Annotated in this window: 15 protein-coding genes and 2 pseudogenes; 13 read left to right on the top strand and 4 right to left on the bottom strand. The window is 61.9% G+C overall.

All coding sequences use genetic code 11. The annotated features are described in order from the left end of the window. The first annotated feature begins 279 nt into the window (after positions 1–279). The 3 genes and pseudogenes from H040_RS14860 to H040_RS14880 all read left to right on the top strand — a co-directional run. Positions 280–768, top strand: coding sequence for an Hcp family type VI secretion system effector (locus H040_RS14860; protein ID WP_027919400.1), 489 nt, complete (start codon positions 280–282; stop codon positions 766–768). A 9-nt stretch (positions 769–777) separates the two neighbouring features. Beyond that, complete coding sequence (locus tag H040_RS14865) at positions 778–1,752, top strand: hypothetical protein (protein WP_027919401.1); 975 nt, start codon at positions 778–780, stop codon at positions 1,750–1,752. 1,403 nt (positions 1,753–3,155) lie between these two features. Then, positions 3,156–3,245, top strand: a pseudogene (locus H040_RS14880) (ABC transporter permease); the annotation flags it as partial. Between the two features lie 116 nt (positions 3,246–3,361). Here H040_RS14880 and H040_RS14885 read toward each other — a convergent pair. Then, the gene (locus H040_RS14885) at positions 3,362–3,919 is read right to left on the bottom strand and encodes a WYL domain-containing protein (RefSeq protein ID WP_027920852.1); all 558 of its coding nucleotides are present in this window, start codon (positions 3,917–3,919) and stop codon (positions 3,362–3,364) included. A 206-nt stretch (positions 3,920–4,125) separates the two neighbouring features. Between H040_RS14885 and H040_RS14890 the strand changes: the two genes are divergently transcribed. The 8 genes from H040_RS14890 to H040_RS14935 all read left to right on the top strand — a co-directional run bounded on the left by H040_RS14890 (position 4,126) and on the right by H040_RS14935 (position 13,328). Continuing rightward, positions 4,126–4,920: a tetratricopeptide repeat protein gene (locus H040_RS14890; RefSeq protein ID WP_027920853.1), complete on the top strand. Its 795-nt coding sequence runs from the start codon at positions 4,126–4,128 to the stop codon at positions 4,918–4,920. A gap of 217 nt (positions 4,921–5,137) precedes the next feature. Then, positions 5,138–5,590, top strand: a complete 453-nt coding sequence (locus H040_RS14895) for a MarR family winged helix-turn-helix transcriptional regulator (RefSeq protein WP_027920854.1) — start codon at positions 5,138–5,140, stop codon at positions 5,588–5,590. Continuing rightward, positions 5,587–7,674, top strand: a complete 2,088-nt coding sequence (locus tag H040_RS14900) for an FUSC family protein (RefSeq protein ID WP_027920855.1) — start codon at positions 5,587–5,589, stop codon at positions 7,672–7,674. Before H040_RS14895 ends, H040_RS14900 begins: the two co-directional genes overlap by 4 nt. Continuing rightward, positions 7,671–7,883, top strand: coding sequence for a DUF1656 domain-containing protein (locus H040_RS14905; RefSeq protein WP_027920856.1), 213 nt, complete (start codon positions 7,671–7,673; stop codon positions 7,881–7,883). Before H040_RS14900 ends, H040_RS14905 begins: the two co-directional genes overlap by 4 nt. Next, complete coding sequence (locus H040_RS14910; protein ID WP_027920857.1) at positions 7,880–8,755, top strand: efflux RND transporter periplasmic adaptor subunit; 876 nt, start codon at positions 7,880–7,882, stop codon at positions 8,753–8,755. Before H040_RS14905 ends, H040_RS14910 begins: the two co-directional genes overlap by 4 nt. Beyond that, positions 8,752–10,170 carry an efflux transporter outer membrane subunit gene (locus H040_RS14915; protein ID WP_027920858.1) on the top strand — a complete coding sequence of 473 codons (1,419 nt, stop codon included), beginning with the start codon at positions 8,752–8,754 and terminating at the stop codon, positions 10,168–10,170. Before H040_RS14910 ends, H040_RS14915 begins: the two co-directional genes overlap by 4 nt. A 637-nt stretch (positions 10,171–10,807) precedes the next feature. Next, positions 10,808–12,751 carry an FTR1 family protein gene (locus H040_RS14930; RefSeq protein WP_027920859.1) on the top strand — a complete coding sequence of 648 codons (1,944 nt, stop codon included), beginning with the start codon at positions 10,808–10,810 and terminating at the stop codon, positions 12,749–12,751. Positions 12,752–12,878: 127 nt separating this feature from the next. Further along, a complete protein-coding gene (locus H040_RS14935; RefSeq protein WP_027920860.1) occupies positions 12,879–13,328 on the top strand; it encodes a YaiI/YqxD family protein in 450 nt (149 codons plus the stop codon). A gap of 126 nt (positions 13,329–13,454) precedes the next feature. Here H040_RS14935 and elbB read toward each other — a convergent pair whose 3' ends face one another. After that, complete coding sequence (elbB, locus tag H040_RS14940) at positions 13,455–14,123, bottom strand: isoprenoid biosynthesis glyoxalase ElbB (protein ID WP_027920861.1); 669 nt, start codon at positions 14,121–14,123, stop codon at positions 13,455–13,457. A 113-nt stretch (positions 14,124–14,236) separates the two neighbouring features. Here elbB and H040_RS27790 point away from each other — a divergent pair. Beyond that, positions 14,237–14,863: pseudogene (locus H040_RS27790) on the top strand (sterol desaturase family protein); the annotation flags it as partial. 501 nt (positions 14,864–15,364) lie between these two features. On the opposite strand, the gene H040_RS14950 reads toward H040_RS27790, so the two are convergent. Continuing rightward, the gene (locus H040_RS14950; protein WP_081784349.1) at positions 15,365–16,009 is read right to left on the bottom strand and encodes a DedA family protein; all 645 of its coding nucleotides are present in this window, start codon (positions 16,007–16,009) and stop codon (positions 15,365–15,367) included. A gap of 213 nt (positions 16,010–16,222) precedes the next feature. Here H040_RS14950 and ppk1 point away from each other — a divergent pair, with 213 nt between their 5' ends. After that, a complete protein-coding gene (gene ppk1 / locus H040_RS14955) occupies positions 16,223–18,454 on the top strand; it encodes a polyphosphate kinase 1 (RefSeq protein WP_027920863.1) in 2,232 nt (743 codons plus the stop codon). Here ppk1 and ppx read toward each other — a convergent pair. Beyond that, a complete protein-coding gene (ppx, locus tag H040_RS14960; protein WP_027920864.1) occupies positions 18,441–19,943 on the bottom strand; it encodes an exopolyphosphatase in 1,503 nt (500 codons plus the stop codon). The two genes, ppk1 and ppx, sit on opposite strands and share 14 nt — an antisense overlap. Between the last annotated feature and the right edge of the window lie 169 nt (positions 19,944–20,112).

Genomic DNA, 20,112 nt, shown 5'->3' on the forward strand with positions numbered 1-20,112 from the left:
CGCGGGTAAACCCGCTCCCACAGGATTTTCACAGGCCGTGAAGACTGTGCAGTCCCTGTGGGAGCGGGTTTACCCGCGAAGAGGCCAGCACAGGCCACCCATACATATGCTGTGGGCCATGGCCCTTGCTCTGAAAAACTTTCATACATCCGGAAAGCTAATTTGTCGGAAAACTTGTACGAAAATTCTGAATTAAGTATCGATCTCCATAGAATCGTTGCGGTTATCTTTCCTCACGCCTAGCCTGTTCCGCTCATTCGTTTACAAGGAACAGTAAACATGGCTTTCGACGCTTTCATTCAAATCGCGGAAATCGCTGGCGAATCGCAAGACGAGCAATACAAGCACTGGATCGAGATCCTCGGCTACACGTTCGGCACCAGCCAAAGCACCTCTGCTACCGCGAGTTCCGCAGGGGGCGCCACCGCCGGGCGTACCACTTTGAGCAACCTGACCTTCACCAAATACCTGGACAATGCCAGCTGCAAATTGCTTGAAGCCAGTTGCGCCGGGCAGCATCTGAAGGACGTCAGGCTGGTCGTCTGCCGCGCCGGTGGCGACAAGCTGAAGTACTACGAAGTGGTGCTCGAAGAAGTGATCATTGCCGACTATCTACATAGCGTGCATGCCGGCGTGCCGACTGAAATCATCCAGCTCAACTACGGCCGCATCAAGACCACGTACACCCGGCAGCAGCGTACCGATGGTGGTGCTGGCGGCAGTGTCACCGGTGGCTGGGACCGGATTGCCAACAAGAAGTTTGCGTGAGGAACGACCATGTCCGAGGCACGCAGCTTTATAAATCCCAAGGCGCAGAACTACGCGACCCTGAAGAACAGCACGCCGATGAACGCCAATCAGCAGGCCAAGTTCGATGTGCTCAATGCGCATATCGTCAACACGGTCGTCTTTGCTGGCGAACTGGTGATTGTCGGTGATCCCTCCACGCCTTCCTGTACCAGCCATGAAGCCTTTCTCATGGGCAAGGCGGCAGGTATTCACCGCGATATCGTATTCAACGGCGGGGGTGTCGATAGGTTCATGCTGGATAACTTTGAGATGCTGCAGAGTCTGCTGGCACACGCTGCGACGGGGGCCGGGGCCGCAAGCGATGGCTGGGCCAGGCATTTGGGTTCCATCAAGAAGACGCTGGAGCAGATTGAGCAATTGCATCGCGAGCACATGAGTGGTGGCACGTTCAGGGCGCGGGAAGAGTTCTATGCCAAGCGTGCGACGCTGTTCAGGGTGTTGGATGAGCAGCTGGGGAAGACTTCCGCCTATGGCTCTGGTCTACGAAATCAGGGGTCGATCAAGCGGATGCTGAAGCTTTCCACTAAACGCTATCTGAGTACCGGGGAAATTACCGGGTATGCCGAGAAGGTAACGGGAGTGGCGAGGGCTGCGAGCCTGATCAAGAAAGGGGCCTACATTGGAGTCGCATTAGATGTGGCAGCGACAGGGCTGTCTATTCAAAATGCATGCACCCTAGGTCGTGAGGAAGAATGCAGGAAGGCTAAATACGTCGAGTTGAGCGGCTTGACAGGCAGTATATCTGGCAGTGTTACTGGGGGGGTCATAGGCGGTGCTATGGTAAGTGCCATATGTGTAGCACTCAGTATTCCCTCTGCTGGTAGTGCCGGTATTGCATGTGCTGTTGTCGGAGGTGCTGTAGGTGGTAAATATGGTGGTGATTTAGGGAGAAAGTGGGTTGGGGCGCTCGGAGAGGTAGTGTATGAAAGGACGCTCGAATGAACTCGACAGCTGCAGTGGTAATGATGTCTGTGCTGATAGTCTGGATGACTGTTAGCCTAGGCCTCATGGTTTATCTAGCATGCCGATATCTTGATGTGATTGAGTCTGAGCTATCAGGGTGCAGCTATATTCGTGATAATCGGTTGAACTTTTCACCGGCGGGATTGTTGGGTAGAGTGATGCGTGCCTGCCTAGCCGCAAACATGCTTATGATGCCCGGGATCTTTGTTCGCAGAGGCGTTGCGGATGCTTCAGAAATATTGCGATTTCCAAGGGCGATGAGAGTTAGGTTGCTAGTTTCTTGGGGGGGCTTAGTGGCTTCTGCGGTGATATTTGTTGTTGCTCATAATGTTTTGAAATTATTAAGCTTGCCTGGTTGAATATGTGAGCACTCATGTTTCATCTCAATGTATATCCTGATTTTGCCGCTCCCTAGCTGGTGTTCGGGTTCAGCAGCGGTCAGGGGGCTACAGATTTGGGGGTGGTCGCTGGGGCGTGTGGGGAAGGTGAGCGGCTGGCGAGATAGGTTGGGAACGGTGAAATTGCAGGTGGGGCGCTATGAGCTATGTTCGGAGAGATACTGAATCAGGTCTTGTATGAGACCGCACAATGACAAATATGCAGATAGCCGTGCTCGGTGTTTGCTTGTTTGCTTCGCCCGTACTCATGTTTGCGGCATGGATTTTTGTCGCTTGTCGTTATCTTGATTATGTTGAATTTTTATTAAAGAATAGCAAAATTGTTGTCGGTAATAGGGGTAATTTGTCCGGTGCCGGGCTTTTGGGGAAGGTTTTGCGTGTGGGGGGATTTCCGCGATGCTATCCGTGAGCCAGTTTTGCGTTCGAAAGGGTTTGATTGACGCTGGAGATTTACGAGCAGTACCTGATCGCATCAAGAGGCTGCTGATTATACTGTGGCTCGTGCACTTGTTTTTATTTGCATCGTTGGCATCCTTCTGTATATGGGTAGGTGTTTTACGAGGCTGATTGCTAAGTAAGTACTGCGGCGGCGGTTTGTGATCACTTACGTGAAGAGTAAGTCGTGAGTAAATTTGAGATTAATTTGGTTTCGATGTGTTTTTTTCTTGGCGGCGCTCGCATTTTTAGTGCAGATGTATGTCGCCATAAGACATCTTGATGAGGTTGAAGAGCTGCTGTCGAAAAGCGATTTTGTATGGGGGAATAGGATGCTTTATTTGCGCGCAGGGCTTCTCGGTAAAATTATGCGTATCTGTACCATATCAAAGCTTTTGACTATGCCGTGCTTATTTGCACGCAGAGGATTGGTTGATGTGGCTCAATTGCGAGATTTTTCAAATTCGATGAAAAGGATTATAGTCGGAGCTTGATGCACGATGTGTATTTCTTCAATGATATTCCTGATGCTCGGATCTTTTTAGAGTGGTGGTGATCCTGATCGGTCTGCTGGTCGAGGGGGTAGTGTTCAATACCCTGGAACGGTTGACCGTTCGGCGGTGGGGCATGCAGCGGTGATTTTCCTGTGCCGGCCTCTTCGCGGGTAAACCCGCTCCCACAGGATTTTCACAGGTCGTGAAGACTGTGCAGCCCTGTGGGAGCGGGTTTACCCGCGAAGAGGCCAGCACAGGCGACTAATTCATGTACTGTGCTGCCGCATTACTCAAAGTTCTGGCGATCTCTTCGCGCAGTGACTGCGGCTCTTCGACCACCAGGCCTTCCCCTTGGCTCAACACCCACCAGCGTAACGGCCCGCCATCTTCCACGGTGGCCCGCAATCGATGCCCCTGGTCCAGTGCCGTCAATTGCATGTCCATGCTCAACGGCGCTTCACGCAACTGCTTGGCCAATGGGTCGCTGACCCAGGCCTGTATCTCGAAGCCTTCACCCTGCGCCGGCTGCAGCGAATCACCGCGCAAATATCCCTGCAGATCGAAATTCCCTCGCAACTCGCCTGCAATGTTCGCCGACCAGTGCCAACCAAACGGAATGCTCTTGTCATTGCGATCCAGCGGAAAGATCAGCGACAGCTCGTTAAGGTCCCGTTCCACGGTGCGTTTGCTGACATTGAAGCCCACATCGCGCAGGCGCCACACCAGTTCGGCGCTGGTGATGCCTGGGGAGCGGCTAGGTAACTGGCGCAGCAGCGCCCATTGACGGCTGAGGGTGGCGCGGGTGGTAGCGAACGGCAAAAGGTAACGTCCTTGTCTAGGCTTGCCGCAACAGGATGGCGGCTGGAACAGCTCATGGCAATTAGCCATAACTCGTTCAGATCAAGGAATGCGCAATTGGTTGCCTTGCCTCGAATCGTTCGCGACAGGTTTTGACGTGACGTCGCGCAGAATCACGCCTCATCACAGCCGCGGTCGGGCCTGTGGGTCGTTCAATGAGGATGAACATGTCTGCTGTCAGCAATATCCATTCGCTGCTCGCCCGCCTTTTGCCTGAGCAGGTCATTTGCCCACCGACACACGCCGGCAGGCGACAGCGGCTGTTCGCCGGGGTAGGGCTGCCCAGCCAGCGCGCGCTGCTGGTCAACCGTCTGGACGAGGCGCACGACCTGCAGGCGGTGTACGCCGACCTGCGCCAGCAGGCGCTGGCCGGCAATGTGGCAGCACTCAACGACCTAGGCTGGATCTGGCTCAATGGCAAGTACTGGCGGGCCGACACCGCGCTGGCCAGGCACCTGCTGCGCATGGCGGCCCTGCAGGGCAATGCGGCGGCGTGGTTCAACCTGGGGCAGCAGCACTACTTTGGCAAGGGTATCGAAACCTCCTATGCGCAGGCTGCGGAGTGTTATCAACAGGCCTTCGAACGGGGCCTGCTGCATGCCGCCGCGGCGCTGGGTGACCTGTACGAAGAAGAAGTCTGCGACACCGCGCCGGCGTGGCAGGTGGACCCCGGCCTGGCTTACCAATGGTTTTTGCGCGGAGCGGAGCGGGGTGAGGCGCGTTGCCGGTTCGAAGTGGGCTACCGTCTGCTGCATGGCTTGTACGTGGATGCTGATACCAAAGCCGCGCTGTATTGGCTGGAACTGGCGGCGGCAACCGGGGTGATGCAGGCGGCCGAGGAGTTGGCGGTGCATTTCAGCAGCCGCGATGAAGCGCGTTACCAGTGCTGGCGTGACCGGGCGGTGCAGATGGGCAGCACCTTGGCCCTGACCATGAAGCTGGAAGACCAGATTCAGCCCTGAGTGTTGTGCTGCTTTCTTCTCGGGCAAGCCCGCTTCCACAGAAATATCCCGGCATTCAAGACTTATAGGGTCCCTGTGGGAGCGGGCTTGCCCGCGAAGAGGCCGTGCAGGTGAACAAGAATTTCATCTTGGCCCCCCGTCGCCCACGGTTGACGACAGGGGGAGGCACAGGCGTATATTGATAGTTAGCAAACTATGAATATCCTTGGTTCCCCACATGTCCATTGACTCCCTGCGCCTGCAAGTCAGCAGCGGCATGGTGGTTGCCGCTCGCCACTGGCGGCGCATCTGCCACAACGCCCTGATCGGCTACGGTATCTCCGAGGCCTGCGCCGCACCGTTGCTGATGATCGTGCGCCTGGGCGATGGTGTACACCAGGTGGCCGTGGCCCAGGCTGCCGGCCTGGAAAGCCCGTCGCTGGTACGCCTGCTCGACCAGCTGTGCAAGGCTGGCTTGGTCTGCCGTAGCGAGGACCCGCTGGACCGCCGTGCCAAAGCCTTGAGCCTGACTGCTGAAGGCCGGCGCCTGGCCGAAGCCATCGAAGCCGAACTGGTGCGTGTGCGCCATGACGTGCTGCAGGACATCGACGAGGCCGACCTGCAGGCTGCGCTGCGCGTGTTGCGTGCTTTCGAAGCCGCTGGCTTGGGCACTGCAGGCGGGGTGGCATGAACGGCTTCTTCAGTTCGGTACCGCCAGCCCGCGACTGGTTCTACGGCGTGCGCACCTTCGCCGCGTCGATGATTGCCCTGTACATCGCCCTGCTGCTGCAGTTGCCGCGACCGTATTGGGCGATGGCCACTGTGTACATCGTCTCCAGCCCGTTCGTCGGCCCAACCAGCTCCAAGGCCCTGTATCGCGCCGTGGGTACGCTGCTCGGGGCTGCCGGGGCGATCTTCTTCGTGCCGCCGCTGGTGCAGTCGCCGTTGCTGCTGAGCATCGCTATCGCCCTGTGGACCGGCACCTTGCTGTTCCTCTCGCTGAACCTGCGCACGGCCAACAACTACGTGCTGATGCTGGCCGGTTACACCTTGCCGATGATTGCCCTGGCAGTGGTCGACAACCCCCTGGCGGTGTTCGACGTCGCGTCGTCCCGGGCCCAGGAAATCTGCCTCGGTATCGTCTGCGCGGCGGTGGTTGGCGCGATCTTCTGGCCACGGCGGCTGGCGCCGGTGGTGGTGGGAGCCACCGGAAGCTGGTTCACCGAAGCGATCCGCTACAGCGATACTTACCTGGCCCGCGAAGCCAGCGCCGACAAGGTCGGCGGCATGCGCGGGGCGATGGTCGCCACGTTCAACTCGCTGGAGCTGATGATCGGCCAGCTCGGCCATGAAGGCGCCGGCCCGCACACGGTGAAGAACGCCCGCGAGCTGCGCGGGCGGATGATCCACCTGCTGCCGGTGATCGATGCCCTCGATGACGCCCTGATCGCCCTCGAAGGCCGCGCCCCGGCTCATTTTGCCCAGCTCCAGCCAGTGCTGGAAGCCGCGCGCGAGTGGCTCAAAGGCACCGCCGACAGTGCCTCGGTAGCCCGCTGGACCGCCCTGCACGAGCAGATCGAGCGTCTGCAGCCTGGCGCTGCCGCCCTCGACCAGCGCGCCGAGCTGCTGCTGTCCAACGCCTTGTACCGGCTGACCGAATGGGCTGACCTGTGGCAGGACTGCTGCTCCCTGCAGCATGCCTTGCGCACCGACGACCCCAAGCCCTGGCGCGCGGTCTACCGGCACTGGCGCCTGGGCCGCCTGACCGCGTTCTTCGACCGCGGGCTGATGCTGTACTCGGTGGTCTCCACGGTGCTGGCGATCGTTGTCGCCTGCGCCCTGTGGATCGGCCTGGGCTGGAACGACGGCGCCAGTGCGGTGATTCTCGCCGCCGTGTCGTGCAGCTTCTTCGCCGCCATGGACGACCCGGCGCCGCAGATCTACCGGTTCTTCTTCTGGACCTTGATGTCGGTAATCTTCTCCAGCCTGTACCTGTTCCTGGTGCTGCCCAACCTGCACGACTTCCCGATGCTGGTGCTGGCCTTCGCCATCCCGTTCATCTGTGTCGGCACCTTGACCGTGCAGCCGCGCTTCTACCTCGGCACCTTGCTGACCATCGTCAACACGTCGACCTTCATCAGCATCCAAGGTGCCTACGACGCCGACTTTTTCACCTTCCTCAACTCCAACCTGGCCGGCCCCGTGGGCCTTTTGTTTGCCTTCATCTGGACCTTGGTGATGCGCCCGTTCGGTGTGGAGCTTGCGGCCAAGCGCATGACCCGCTTCGCCTGGCGCGACATCGTCGAAATGACCGAGCCGGCAACCCTGGCTGAGCACCGCCATGTCGGTGTGCAGATGCTCGACCGCCTGATGCAGCACCTGCCGCGCCTGTCGCAAACCGGGCAGGATAGCGGTGTGGCGCTACGCGACCTGCGTGTGGGGCTGAACCTGCTCGACCTGCTGGCCTACCTGCCACGTGCCGGTCAGCAGGCCCGCGAGCGCCTGGGTACGGTGATCGAGGAAGTTGGCGCGCACTACGCCGCCTGCCTGCGCGCCGGCGAGCGCCTGCACGCGCCGGCCGCGCTATTGCGCAACATGGAACGTGCGCGCCTGGCGCTGAACCTGGATGAACTGTACGAACGCGGCGATGCCCGCACCCACCTGCTGCATGCCCTGAGCGGCCTGCGCCTGGCATTGCTGCCGGGTGTCGAGGTGATGCTCGAGCCTGCCGAACAACCGCAACTGCCCCCCGGCCTCGACGGAGCGCCCCTGTGATCGGTGAACTGGATATCAGCGGGGTGTTCCTGCCCACGCTGCTGGTGATGATGCTTGGCACCTACCTGCTGTTCCTGGGGGTGCACGCGGTGCTGGTGCGCCTGCATTTCTACCGCCTGGTCTGGCACCGGGCGCTTTTCAATGTTGCCCTGTATGCCGTGCTGCTGGGCGCGGTCGACCATTTTTGCCGAAGCCTGATGCTGCCATGAAAAAACCTTTGCTGACCTTGGGCCGTGTGGTCCTGACCTTGCTGGTAGTGACCTTCGCCGCCGTGCTCGTGTGGCAGATGGTGGTGTACTACATGTTCGCCCCCTGGACCCGCGACGGCCACATCCGCGCCGACGTGATCCAGATCGCCCCGGACGTGTCCGGCCTGATCCAGAAGGTCGAAGTGCGCGACAACCAGACCGTCAAGCGCGGTGACGTGCTGTTCACCATCGACCAGGACCGCTTCACCCTGGCCTTGCGCCAGGCCAAGGCGACCCTCGGCGAGCGCCAGGAAACCCTGGCCCAGGCGTCCCGCGAAGCGCAGCGTAATCGCAAGCTGGGCAACCTGGTGGCGGCCGAGCAGCTGGAAGAAAGCCAGTCCCGCGAAGCCCGTGCCCGCTCGGCAGTCAGCGAGGCTCAGGTTGCGGTCGACACCGCCCAGCTCAACCTTGACCGCTCGGTGGTGCGCAGCCCGGTAGAGGGTTACCTCAACGACCGCGCCCCGCGCGACCATGAATTCGTCAGCGCCGGCCGCCCGGTGCTGTCGGTGGTCGACAGTGCCTCGTACCACGTCGATGGCTATTTCGAAGAGACCAAGCTCGGCGGCATCCACATCGGCGATGCCGTGGACATCCGCGTGATGGGCGACAACACCCGCCTGCGCGGCCATGTGCAGAGCTTTGCTGCCGGCATCGAAGACCGTGACCGCAGCAGCGGCGCCAACCTGCTGCCCAACGTCAACCCGGCGTTCAGCTGGGTGCGCCTGGCCCAGCGCATTCCGGTGCGCATCGCCTTCGACGAAGTGCCGGAAGACTTCCGCATGATCGCCGGGCGTACCGCCACCGTGTCGATTCTCGAGGGCCAGCGCCCATGAAACAGCTGATCCTGGCGGGGTTCTGCCTGTCCCTGGGGGCCTGCATGATGGTCGGCCCCGACTATGAAGTGCCGAAGGACGCGGCGGTACAGCGCAGCGACCTCAACGGCCCGTTGCGCCAGGATGCTGACAGTGTGGTGTCGGCCCCGGTGCCCGAGGACTGGTGGCAGCTGTATCAGGATCAACGCCTCAACGAACTGGTGCGCCAGGCGTTGAGTGCCAACACCGAGTTGCGCGTGGCTGCGGCCAACATCGCCAAGGCCCGTGCCCAGGTCGAAGTGGCCGAGTCCCAGGGCGGCTTCAACGGCGGCATCAAGGCCGGCGCCCAGCGCCTGCAGGAGTCCGGCCAAGCCTTCCTGCTGCCCGAGAAAGTGCCGGTGGCCAATATCGGCGAGGCGATCATCAGCGCCTCGTACCAGTTCGACCTGTGGGGCACCTTCAAGCGTGGCACCGAGGCCGCCAAGGCCAATGCCGACGCGGTGCAGGCCGCCGCCGACACCGCGCGCATCACCCTGGTGGCCGACGTGGTCAAGGCCTACACCCAGGTGTGCTCGGCCAACGAGGAATACCACATCGCCCGCGAGTCGCTCGACCTGCAGGAGCAGAGCGTGAAGCTCAACCAGCGCCTGCGCGATGCGGGCCGCGGCGATCAAACCCAGGTCACCCGCTCGCAGACCCAGTTCAAGTCGTTGCGCGCCGAACTGCCGCGTTTCAAGGCTGAACGCGAAACGGGCATGTACACCTTGGCGGCGCTGCTGGCCAAGCCTGTGGATAAGTTGCCCGCCGGCACCGCTGACTGTGCCGAGTTGCCGCAGCTGAACCAGCTGGTCCCGGTAGGTGACGGCGCGGCCCTGCTCAAGCGCCGCCCCGATGTGCGCCAGGCCGAACGCCAACTGGCAGCAGCCACCGCCGAGATCGGTGTGGCCACCGGTGCGCTCTATCCGGACATCAGCATCGGTGCCCAGGTTGGCACCATTGGCATCCTTGAAGACCTCGGTGATCCGTCAACCAACCGCTGGGGCGTCGGCCCGCAGATCAGCTGGAGCATCCCGACCAACGGTACCCGAGCCCGCATTCGCATGGCCGAAGCCTCGACCCAGGCGGCCTTGGCGCATTTCGACGGGGTGGTGCTGAACGCCATCCGCGAGACCCAGACCCGTCTGGCCCAATACAGCGCCTTGCTCGACCGGCGTGATGCGCTGGCTGAGGCGGAGCAGTCGGCGAAGGAAGCGGCGGACCAGACGCACCGGTATTACCAGGCCGGGCGAGAGTCGTTCCTGGCGGATTTGCAGGCGACGCGGACCTATACCGACATGCGGTCGCAGCTGGCGGCGGCCAACAGCCAGGTGGCGTTGGGGCAGATTGGTGTGTTCCTGGCGCTCGGTGGGGGGTGGAAGGAGGTTGGGAAGCAGTGAGGTGGCGGGGTGTAGGACGCGATATCTTCAGCGCCTGTGGGATCGAGCGCCGCCCGCGCGGCGCATCGTGGATGAATCCGCTCCTACGTCTGTTTCAGGCCAGTCCCTCCTGTGAGGTCACCGCTGTCCGCCTATGCGCCAAGGGTGCGCGCGCCAATGGCGCGGAATAACTGGCCCGAAACAGATGTAGGAGCGGATTCATCCGCGATGCGCCGCGCGGGCGGCGCTCGATCTCATAGGCGCTGCAAATCTGTTGGCTGGCACCTGTCAGCCGTCACCACTTCTCACGGCAAGCCCCCCGCTGTCAGGCATTTCCGAACCTGAAACCAACTGCTTCAGTTCCGACTCCATGTCGAATTATCCTACGGCACCTGTCGGAAGGTGCTGTCTTGGCTGGGAAGTGCTCCCGGACTACTGTCCCTGGGTCGCCTCGCAAGGCGATCGGGCGTGGGGCACCCGGGCCAAGGCACTGATCGACGATATGGAGCTGGGCCTGAACAAGGTTCGTCAATAGACTTCAGGAACAGGGGGCTGCAACGCAGCCCATCTCTAAGGCAATCCATTTCATCTGATTTGTCTCAAGATTTTTCATGAAATCCAGCGACAACCCTTGAGAGAAGCAAAGTGGAAGTGAACAATGTTCTCTTTCGCATTCCCTCCGAGACTGGCCATGAAAACCCGTTCCCGTCTGCTCGCCTGGTTGCCGGCTGCAATGCTTGGCCCGGTGCTGGCGCTGTGCAGCACCCTGGTGCAGGCCGAAGCACCCGCCGAGGCCGCCAAAGCCTTGCATTTGCTGGACTACATTGGTGCCGACTACCCGCCGACCGTGGAAAACGGCAAGGTGATCGACGACGGCGAATACCGCGAGCAGCAGGAGTTCAGCACCGTGCTCGCCGACCTGGTCAAAGGCCTGCCGACCAATGCCGAGCAAGCCGGCCTGCAGCAAGGTGTGCAAGCGCTGCGTCAGGCCATCGACCAGCGCCAGGACGGCGCAGCGGTAGCCAAGCAGGCGCGCCAGCTGGGCGCACGCCTGGCCGTGGCGTACGAAGTCAGCCAGGCCCCGGTGATCACCCCGGACCCGGCCCGTGGCGCCTCTCTGTACGCACAGAATTGCTCGATCTGCCACGGCGATACCGGTGCCGGTGACGGCCCGGCGGGCGTGGGCCTGGAGCCAGCGCCGGCCAACCTGCGCAACACCGCACGGCTTGATCAGCTGAGCCTGTTCGACCTCTACAACACGTTGGCCCTGGGTATCGATGGCACCGAGATGCCGTCCTTCGCCGACCAGCTGGATGAGCGCCAGCGTTGGGACGTGGCTGCCTACGTCGCCAGCTTCACCGCCAAGCCTGAAGCAGCCAAGCGTGAAAAGACCTGGAACATCGCCGACCTGGCCCGCCAGACCCCGGCGGAAGTCGCCGCCACTGAAGGCGCCGCATCGGTCGAGGCGTTCCGCGCCCAGCGCGCCCAGCCGCCGCAGGTCAAGCGTGGCCCTGCGCAGTTGCTCGAATACACCGCCAGCACCCTGGACAAGAGCCTCGCAGCCTACCGCGCAGGCGACCACGATCAGGCCTACGACCTGTCGGTGGCGGCCTACCTTGAAGGCTTCGAACTGGTAGAAAGCTCGCTGGACAACATCGACACCGAAGCGCGAAAGACCACTGAAAAAGCCCTGATGGCCTACCGTCAGTCATTGCAGGACGGCCTGCCAGTCGCCCAGGTTGAACAGCGCCTGGCCGAAGCGAAAACCAAGCTCGACCAGGCTGCCAAGCGGCTGGGCAGTGATGGCCTGAGTTGGTCGCTAAGCTTCATTTCCGGCCTGCTGATCCTGCTGCGTGAGGGCCTGGAGGCGATCCTGGTTCTGGCCGCAATCCTGGCCTTCCTGCGCAATACCGGCCAGCAGTCGGCCATGCGCAGCGTCAACATCGGCTGGGGCCTGGCGCTGGTCGCGGGCTTTGCTACCTGGGCCGTGGCGGCCTATGTGATCGACGTCGGCGGTGCCCAGCGTGAGCTTCTGGAAGGCAGCACTGCGTTGTTCGCCAGTGTCATGGTGCTATGGCTGGGCGTGTGGATGCACGACCGCCGTCACGCCGCCGCCTGGCAGGACTACATCAAGAGCAGCCTGGTCAGCGGCGGCGGGCGCTTCGGGTTTGCCGTGCTGGCGTTCTTCTCGGTGTACCGTGAGCTGTTCGAAGTGATCCTGTTCTACGAAACCCTGTGGCTGCAAGCTGGCCCAGCCGGCCATCAGGCCGTGCTGACCGGTGGCGCTACGGCGCTGGTGCTGCTGGTTGGCTTGGCCTGGGTGATCCTGCGCGGGTCGGCAAAGCTGCCACTGTCGCTGTTCTTCAGCATCAACGCAGGGCTGCTGTGCGCGCTGTCGGTGGTGTTCGCCGGGCATGGCGTGAAGGCGCTGCAAGAGGCGGGCGTGCTGGGCACGCGGCCAGTGGCGTTCTTCGAGTTCGACTGGCTGGGGATTCACCCTGATGTGTACTCGCTGAGCGCCCAAGCGGTGGCGTTGCTGGCCATTCTGGTGTTGTATGGCCGTAGTCGCCTGGTCGAGAAGCACCGGGCAACAGCTAACTGATTGGGGGCCGCTGCGCGGCCCATCGCGACGCAAGGCCGCTCCTACAAACGATCGCGTTTCCCGTAGGAGCGGCCTTGCGTCGCGAAAGGAGGGCAAAGCCCTCCCAGCTTTTTTGAGGATAAATGCAATGCGCATCTGGATCGACGCCGACGCCTGCCCCAAGGCAGCCAAGGACTTGATCGTCAAATTCGCCCTCAAGCGCCAGCTCGAGGTAGTCATGGTGGCCGGCCAGGCCGTAGCCAAGCCGGCCTTTGCGATCGTCCGTCTGATCGTGGTACCCAGCGGCATGGATGCGGCCGACGATTACCTGGTCGAGCACGCCATGCCCGGCGAACTGGTGATCTGTAGCGATGTGCCGCTGGCCGACCGCCTGATCAAGAAGGGCGTGGCGGCCCTGGACCCACGTGGCCGCGAATTCGACGAGCGCAACATGGGCGAGCGCCTGGCGGTGCGCAACCTGTTCACCGAGCTGCGCGAACAGGGCCAGGTCGGGGGAGGGCAAGCGCCCTATGGCGAACGCGAGAAGCAGGCGTTCGCCAATGCCCTGGACCGTATCCTCACCCGCTTGACCAAGTGATGGCCGGGGGCTGCCTAGCAGCCTATCGCCGGCAAGCGCGGCTCACACACCGACCGTATTCTGCTCAAGCCTTGCACAATCCTTGTGGGAACCGCGCTTACTAGTAATGGCCTGCGCAGCAGGCCCTTATTGTTCACCTTCGTGGGTCAGTTCCAGTACCCGGTCCACCAGCTTGTTGATGCCGCTGGCCGCTTCACTGATCGACTTGGCGACCATGTAGGCCGGGGTCGTCACCAGCTTGCGCTGGGTATCTTCGACGATGTCATGCACATCGCACTCTTCATGCTTGCCACCCATTTTCTCTACGGCTGACGCGGTATCCGCATCGTTGCCGATGGTGCAGACCACGCCCGGGCCATAGATCTTCGCCGCCAGCGCTGGCGAGATGCAGATCAGGCCGACCGGCTTGCAGGCCTCGGCAAAGGCTTCGGCCAGTGCCAGTACATCCGGGTTTACCGTGCACTCGGTGCCTTCCACGGCAAAGTTGGACAGGTTCTTCGCCGCGCCGAAGCCACCTGGCACGATCAGCGCGTCGAAATCCTCGGCCTTGGCTTCGCGGATATCCTTCACCTCGCCGCGAGCGATACGTGCCGACTCGGTCAGCACATTGCGCGACTCGGGCATTTCCTGGCCGGTCAGGTGATCGATCACGTGCATCTGCGCGATGTTCGGTGCAAAGCACTGCACCTGTGCACCGCGCTGGTCGAGGCGCAGCAGGGTGATCACGCTTTCGTGGATTTCGGCACCGTCGTACACGCCACAGCCGGAAAGAATCACCGCTACTTTCTTGGTCATGCTCATTACTCCATTTTCGAGGCGCTAAATGTCCTCTAGTTTGGCAGATGTGGCCATAGGGATTACTGCGGGCGCATCCTAATCTCTGTGGATAACCTTCGAGAGCGTTGCCCATGGACTTGATTCTGCTGGCCGTGCCGTTCTTCTTCGTGCTGATCGCGGTGGAACTGGTCGCCGACCGCGTGCGTGGCCAGCGCAACTTCACCCTGGCCGATTCGATCAACAGCCTCAGCACCGGCGCGCTGTCCACCAGCACCGGCCTGCTGACCAAAGGGGTTGGGCTGCTGACTTATGCACTGGCCTGGGAGCACCTGGCGCTGTTGCGCCTGCCGCAGGGCGCCGTGTGGGTCTGGCTGCTGGCCTTCGTGCTGTATGACCTGTGCTACTACTGGCTGCACCGTCTGGGGCACGAGCGCAATGTGCTGTGGGCGGCACATTCGGTGCATCACCAGAGCGAAGAGTACAACCTCACCACCGCGCTGCGGCAGACCAGCAGCGGCTTCATCTTCTCGTGGATCTTCTACTTGCCGCTGGCGCTGATCGGCGTGCCGCCGGTGGTATTCATCACCGTGGCGTCGCTGAACCTGCTGTACCAGTTCTGGGTGCATACCCGGCACATTCCCAAACTGGGCCGGCTCGAGTGGGTACTGATCACGCCATCCAACCATCGTGTCCACCATGCGCAAAATCCTGCTTACTTGGATCGCAACTACGGCGGTGTGTTCATTATCTGGGACCGTCTGTTCGGCACGTTCAAGGAAGAGGACCCGGCCGAGCCGGTGGTGTTCGGTGTGACCACACCCTTGGCCAGTTGGAACCCGCTGTGGGCCAACCTGCAGTTCTACGCCCAGCTGTGCAGCGATGCCCGCCGCACCCGTAGCTGGAAGGACAAGCTGCGCATCTGGTTCATGCCTACCGGCTGGCGTCCGGCCGACGTCGCAGCGGCTTACCCACAGGCGAAGCAGAACCTGGCGTTGTTCCGCAAGTTCGAAATTACCCTGGGCCGGGCCTGGCAGGCGTACGTGGCGGCGCAGTTCGTCGTCTACATCGCGTTGGGCAGTTATCTGATGGACGTCGCCGAACGTGTGCCGAGCGCCGCCCTGGTGCTGGGCTGGTCGCTGATGGCGTTTGGCTTGTTCGTGTTGGGAGCGGCCCTGGAAAACCGGCCGTGGGCGGTGCGCCTGGAAATGGCGCGCCTGCTGACGCTGGTGCCGGCGCTGTATCTGGCCGGCACATTGGGCTTAGCGGTGGTCGTGCCCGTGTTCTGGCTGCTTCTCGGTTTTTACCTGCTGCTCAGCGTTGGCGGCTTGCTCTTCTGTCGCCGCGCGGCGCTCGGCGCGGATGGTGCGGAAGCGCCTGCGCAGCCAAAGCAGGGCACCCAGCAGCAGCAGGCCGCCGAGCACCCATAGCTCGTACTTCTTGATGCTGCCCAGCATGCCTTCGAGGATGGCGCCGAAGTGGTAGGCCGCCAGGCCCAGCGCCAGGGCCCAAACGGCGGCACCAATGCCGTTGAGCAGCAGATAGCGGCGCGGCGGGTAACCGGACAGGCCGATGGCCACCGGCATCACCGTGCGCAGGCCGTAGACGAAGCGGAAACTTAGCACCCAGATATCCGGGTGACGGCGAATATGCTCCAGCGCCCTGTCACCCATGGCCTGCCACCGCGGCTTGCGCGCGAGGATCTTGCGCCCGTGCCGCCGGCCCATGAAGTACCACAGCTGGTCGCCGGCGTAGCTGCCGCAGAAGGCCACCAGGACCACCAGCTTGATGTCCATGTATTCGCGGAACGCAAGGAAACCCGCAAGTACCAGAATGGTCTCGCCTTCGAAGAAGGTGCCTAGAAAAAGGGCAAAGTAGCCGAAATCCTGCAGGAATTGTTGGAGCATTTTCTGAGGTGCTGGCGAAATGAACGCGCAGCCTACCCCTTCGCGCGCATTCGTGAAAGTGTCCAAATGTGTCTCGACGTGAACAATTCCTACGCGGACAATACCGGCACCCTCAAGTCGCACCTTGCGCGAAGCTGTAACACAGTCGTCATAATGGACGCTTATCTTGCCGCTCAATTGATCATAGGGCGTTAACGTCCTCAGGAACGTCAGATGAATAATGAAGTGCTAACCCCTGTCGCGATCAAGGATGCCCAGGCAGTCCCCGAAGAGATGGTACAGACCCCGCCGGACCTGCCCGAGGTTGCCGAGCCTGTGGTCGAAGCCGCAGCCCCGGCCCCTGCGCCGACGCCGGCCATTACCGTCCCGAGCCTGGACGACAGCAGCCTGTACATTCATCGCGAACTTTCGCAGCTGCAATTCAATATCCGCGTGCTGGAGCAGGCGCTGGACGAATCGTACCCGCTGCTCGAACGCCTCAAATTCCTGCTGATTTTCTCCAGCAACCTCGATGAGTTCTTCGAGATCCGCGTCGCCGGCCTGAAGAAGCAGATCAATTTCGCCCGCGAGCTTGCCGGCGCCGACGGCCTGCAGCCGCACCAGGCATTGGCGCGCATCAGTGAGCTGGTGCACATCGAAGTGGAGCGCCAGTATGCGATCCTCAACGACGTGCTGCTGCCAGAGCTGGAAAAGCACGCCATTCGCTTCATCCGTCGCCGCTACTGGACGCCCAAGCTCAAGACCTGGGTGCGCCGCTACTTCCGCGACGAGATCGCGCCGATCATCACCCCGATCGGTCTGGATCCGACACACCCGTTCCCGCTGCTGGTGAACAAGAGCCTGAACTTCATCGTCGAGCTGGAAGGTGTCGACGCCTTTGGCCGCGACTCCGGTCTGGCGATCATCCCGGCACCACGCCTGCTGCCACGCGTCATCCGCGTGCCGGAAGACGTTGGCGGCCCGGGCGACAACTATGTCTTCCTGTCGTCGATGATCCACGCCCACGCCGATGACCTGTTCCAGGGCATGAAGGTCAAGGGTTGCTACCAGTTCCGCCTGACCCGTAACGCCGACCTGGCGCTGGACTCCGAAGAAGTCGACGACCTCGCTCGCGCCCTGCGCGGTGAGCTGTTCTCGCGCCGCTACGGCGATGCCGTGCGCCTGGAAGTGGCCGACACCTGCCCGAAACACCTGTCGGACTACCTGCTCAAGCAGTTTAGCCTGAGCGAGAGCGAGCTTTACCAGGTCAACGGCCCGGTCAACCTGACCCGCCTGTTCAGCATCACCGGCCTCGACAGCCACCCGGAGCTGCAGTACACGCCGTTCACCCCGGCCATCCCCAAGCTGCTGCAGAACGCCGACAACATCTTCAGCGTGATCGGCAAGCAGGACATCCTGCTGATGCACCCGTTCGAGTCCTTCACCCCGGTGATCGACCTGCTGCGCCAGGCCGCCAAGGACCCGCACGTGCTCGCGGTGCGCCAGACCCTGTACCGTTCGGGGGCCAACTCGGAGATCGTCGACGCCCTGGTGGATGCGGCGCGTAACGGCAAGGAGGTCACCGCGGTGATCGAGCTGCGCGCGCGCTTCGACGAAGAGTCCAACCTGCAGATGGCCAGCCGCCTACAGGCAGCCGGTGCGGTGGTGATCTACGGCGTGGTCGGCTTCAAGACCCACGCCAAGATGATGCTGATCTTGCGCCGCGAACAGGGCGAGATCGTGCGTTACGCGCACCTGGGTACCGGCAACTACCACGCCGGTAACGCACGCCTGTACACCGACTACAGCCTGCTGACCTCTGACGACGCCCTCACCGAGGACGTGGGCAAACTGTTCAGCCAGCTGATCGGCATGGGCAAGACCTTGCGCATGAAAAAGCTGCTGCACGCGCCGTTCACCCTGAAGAAGGGCATGCTCGACATGATCGCCCGGGAAACTCAGTTTGCCCTGGAAGGCAAGCCCGCGCACATCATCGCCAAGTTCAACTCGCTGACCGACGCCAAGGTCATCAAGGCGTTGTACAAGGCCAGCCAGTCGGGCGTAAAGATCGACCTTGTGGTGCGTGGCATGTGCTGCCTGCGCCCAGGCATTGCGGGGGTTTCGCACAACATCCAGGTGCGTTCGATCATCGGCCGCTTCCTGGAGCACACGCGGGTGTTCTACTTCCTCAATGGCGGCGAAGAGCAGATCTACTTGTCCAGCGCCGACTGGATGGAGCGCAACCTCGACAAGCGTGTCGAGACGTGCTTCCCGGTAGAGGGCAAGAAGCTGTTGCTGCGGGTGAAGAAGGAGCTGGAAGGCTACCTGACCGACAACACCCACGCCTGGACGCTGCAGCCAGACGGGCGCTACGTGCGTAGCTCCCCGACCGGCAACCAGAACCCACGCAGTGCTCAGGCGACCTTGCTGGAGCGCCTGAGCAACCCGCTGCTCAACGTACGCTGAGGACGAAGCCGACCCGGGCCAGCCACTCCGCCTCGTTGGCGAAGTCGGCCTGGGTCAGCTGGTTGTGCTCCAGCCAACCGTACGGGAACACCACTTCAAGGCTGTCTTCGCCGGCCTGCAGTTCTACCTTGGGCATCTGCTGGTTGCCACGAATGTGGTGGAACAGGATGGCGAAGCGCAGCAGCACGCATAGGCGGATCAGTTGCACGGCGTCGTCGCCGAACTCTGTGAACCTGTCCTTCGGGATGTTGCGGCGATGGCCGCGCACCAACAGGGCCATCATCTGCTGCTCTTCCCGCGAGAACCCGGCAAGGTCGGAGTGCTCGATCAGGTAAGCGCCGTGCTTGTGGTAGTGGTAGTGAGCGATATCCAGGCCGATTTCATGGATTTTTGCCGCCCATGCCAGAAGATCGCGCCAATTGCCGTCTTTCATTCCCCACGTCTCGGCCACTTGGTCGAAGGCGTGCAGCGCCTTGCGCTCAACACGCGCTGCCTGCCCCTGATCGACGTGATAGCGCTCCATCAGCGAGTTGAGGGTGCGCTCGCGCACATCCTCGTGGTGATGACGGCCGAGCAGGTCGAACAGCACGCCTTCGCGCAGGGCCCCGTCGCAGTGATCCATGCGCTGCAGCTCCAACGCGTCGAAGATCGCCTCGAGAATCGCCAGGCCGGCCGGGAAGATGGTGCGCCGGTCGGGTTTGATCCCTTCGAAGTCGATCTTGTCGACCTCGCCCAGCTTGAACAGCTTGCGCTTGACCCAGGCCAGGCCCTCGGCATTGACTTCGCCATTACCCAGGCCGCCGGCCTTGATCGCGGCGCCAATGGCGCGAATGGTACCGGACGAACCGATGGCCTCGTCCCAGGTCAGGCGATGCAGGGCATTTTCGATGCTCATCAGCTCCAGGCGCGCGGCGGTGTAGGCCTGGGCGTAGCGCGCCGGGGTGATCTTGCCGTCGCGGAAGTAGCGCTGGGTGAAGCTCACGCAGCCCATCTGCAGGCTCTCGCGCAGCAGTGGCTCGAAACGCTGGCCGATGATGAACTCGGTACTGCCGCCGCCGATGTCGGCGACCAGGCGCTTGCCGGGGGTATCGGCCAGGGTGTGCGAGACGCCGAGGTAGATCAGGCGCGCCTCTTCACGGCCGGAGATGACTTCCACCGGGTGGCCGAGGATGGCTTCGGCACGCTGGATGAATTCGTTGCGGTTACGCGCTTCGCGCAGGGCGTTGGTGCCCACGATGCGCACGGAGCCTGCGGGCATGCCGTTGATCAGTTGGGCAAAACGCTTGAGGCATTCCAGGCCTCGCTCCATGGCTTCTTCGCTGAGCTTGCGCTCTTCGTCGATGCCGGCGGCCAGCTGAACCTTTTCGCCGAGCCGTTCGAGAATGCGGATCTCGGTGTGGTGCGCCTTGGCCACGACCATGTGGAAGCTGTTGGAGCCCAGGTCGATGGCGGCGATCAGGGACAGGTTCTTCGCGGAGGTATGCGGCATTCTGTGTGTTCTCGGTCGGTAACCCGGCAATCGTGCCACGATCCTTGGCTGACGCCAACGCGCACCACACCGGGCCTTGATGCAAGGCAATGTGCCATTCCATGCTATGACACTTATGTGACAGTTTCGATTCGCGGCGTCTTGCACAACTATAGTTACACTCAATCGT

It is taken from the genome of Pseudomonas sp. URMO17WK12:I7 (assembly GCF_003269045.1).
GTDB lineage: Bacteria > Pseudomonadota > Gammaproteobacteria > Pseudomonadales > Pseudomonadaceae > Aquipseudomonas > Aquipseudomonas putida_J.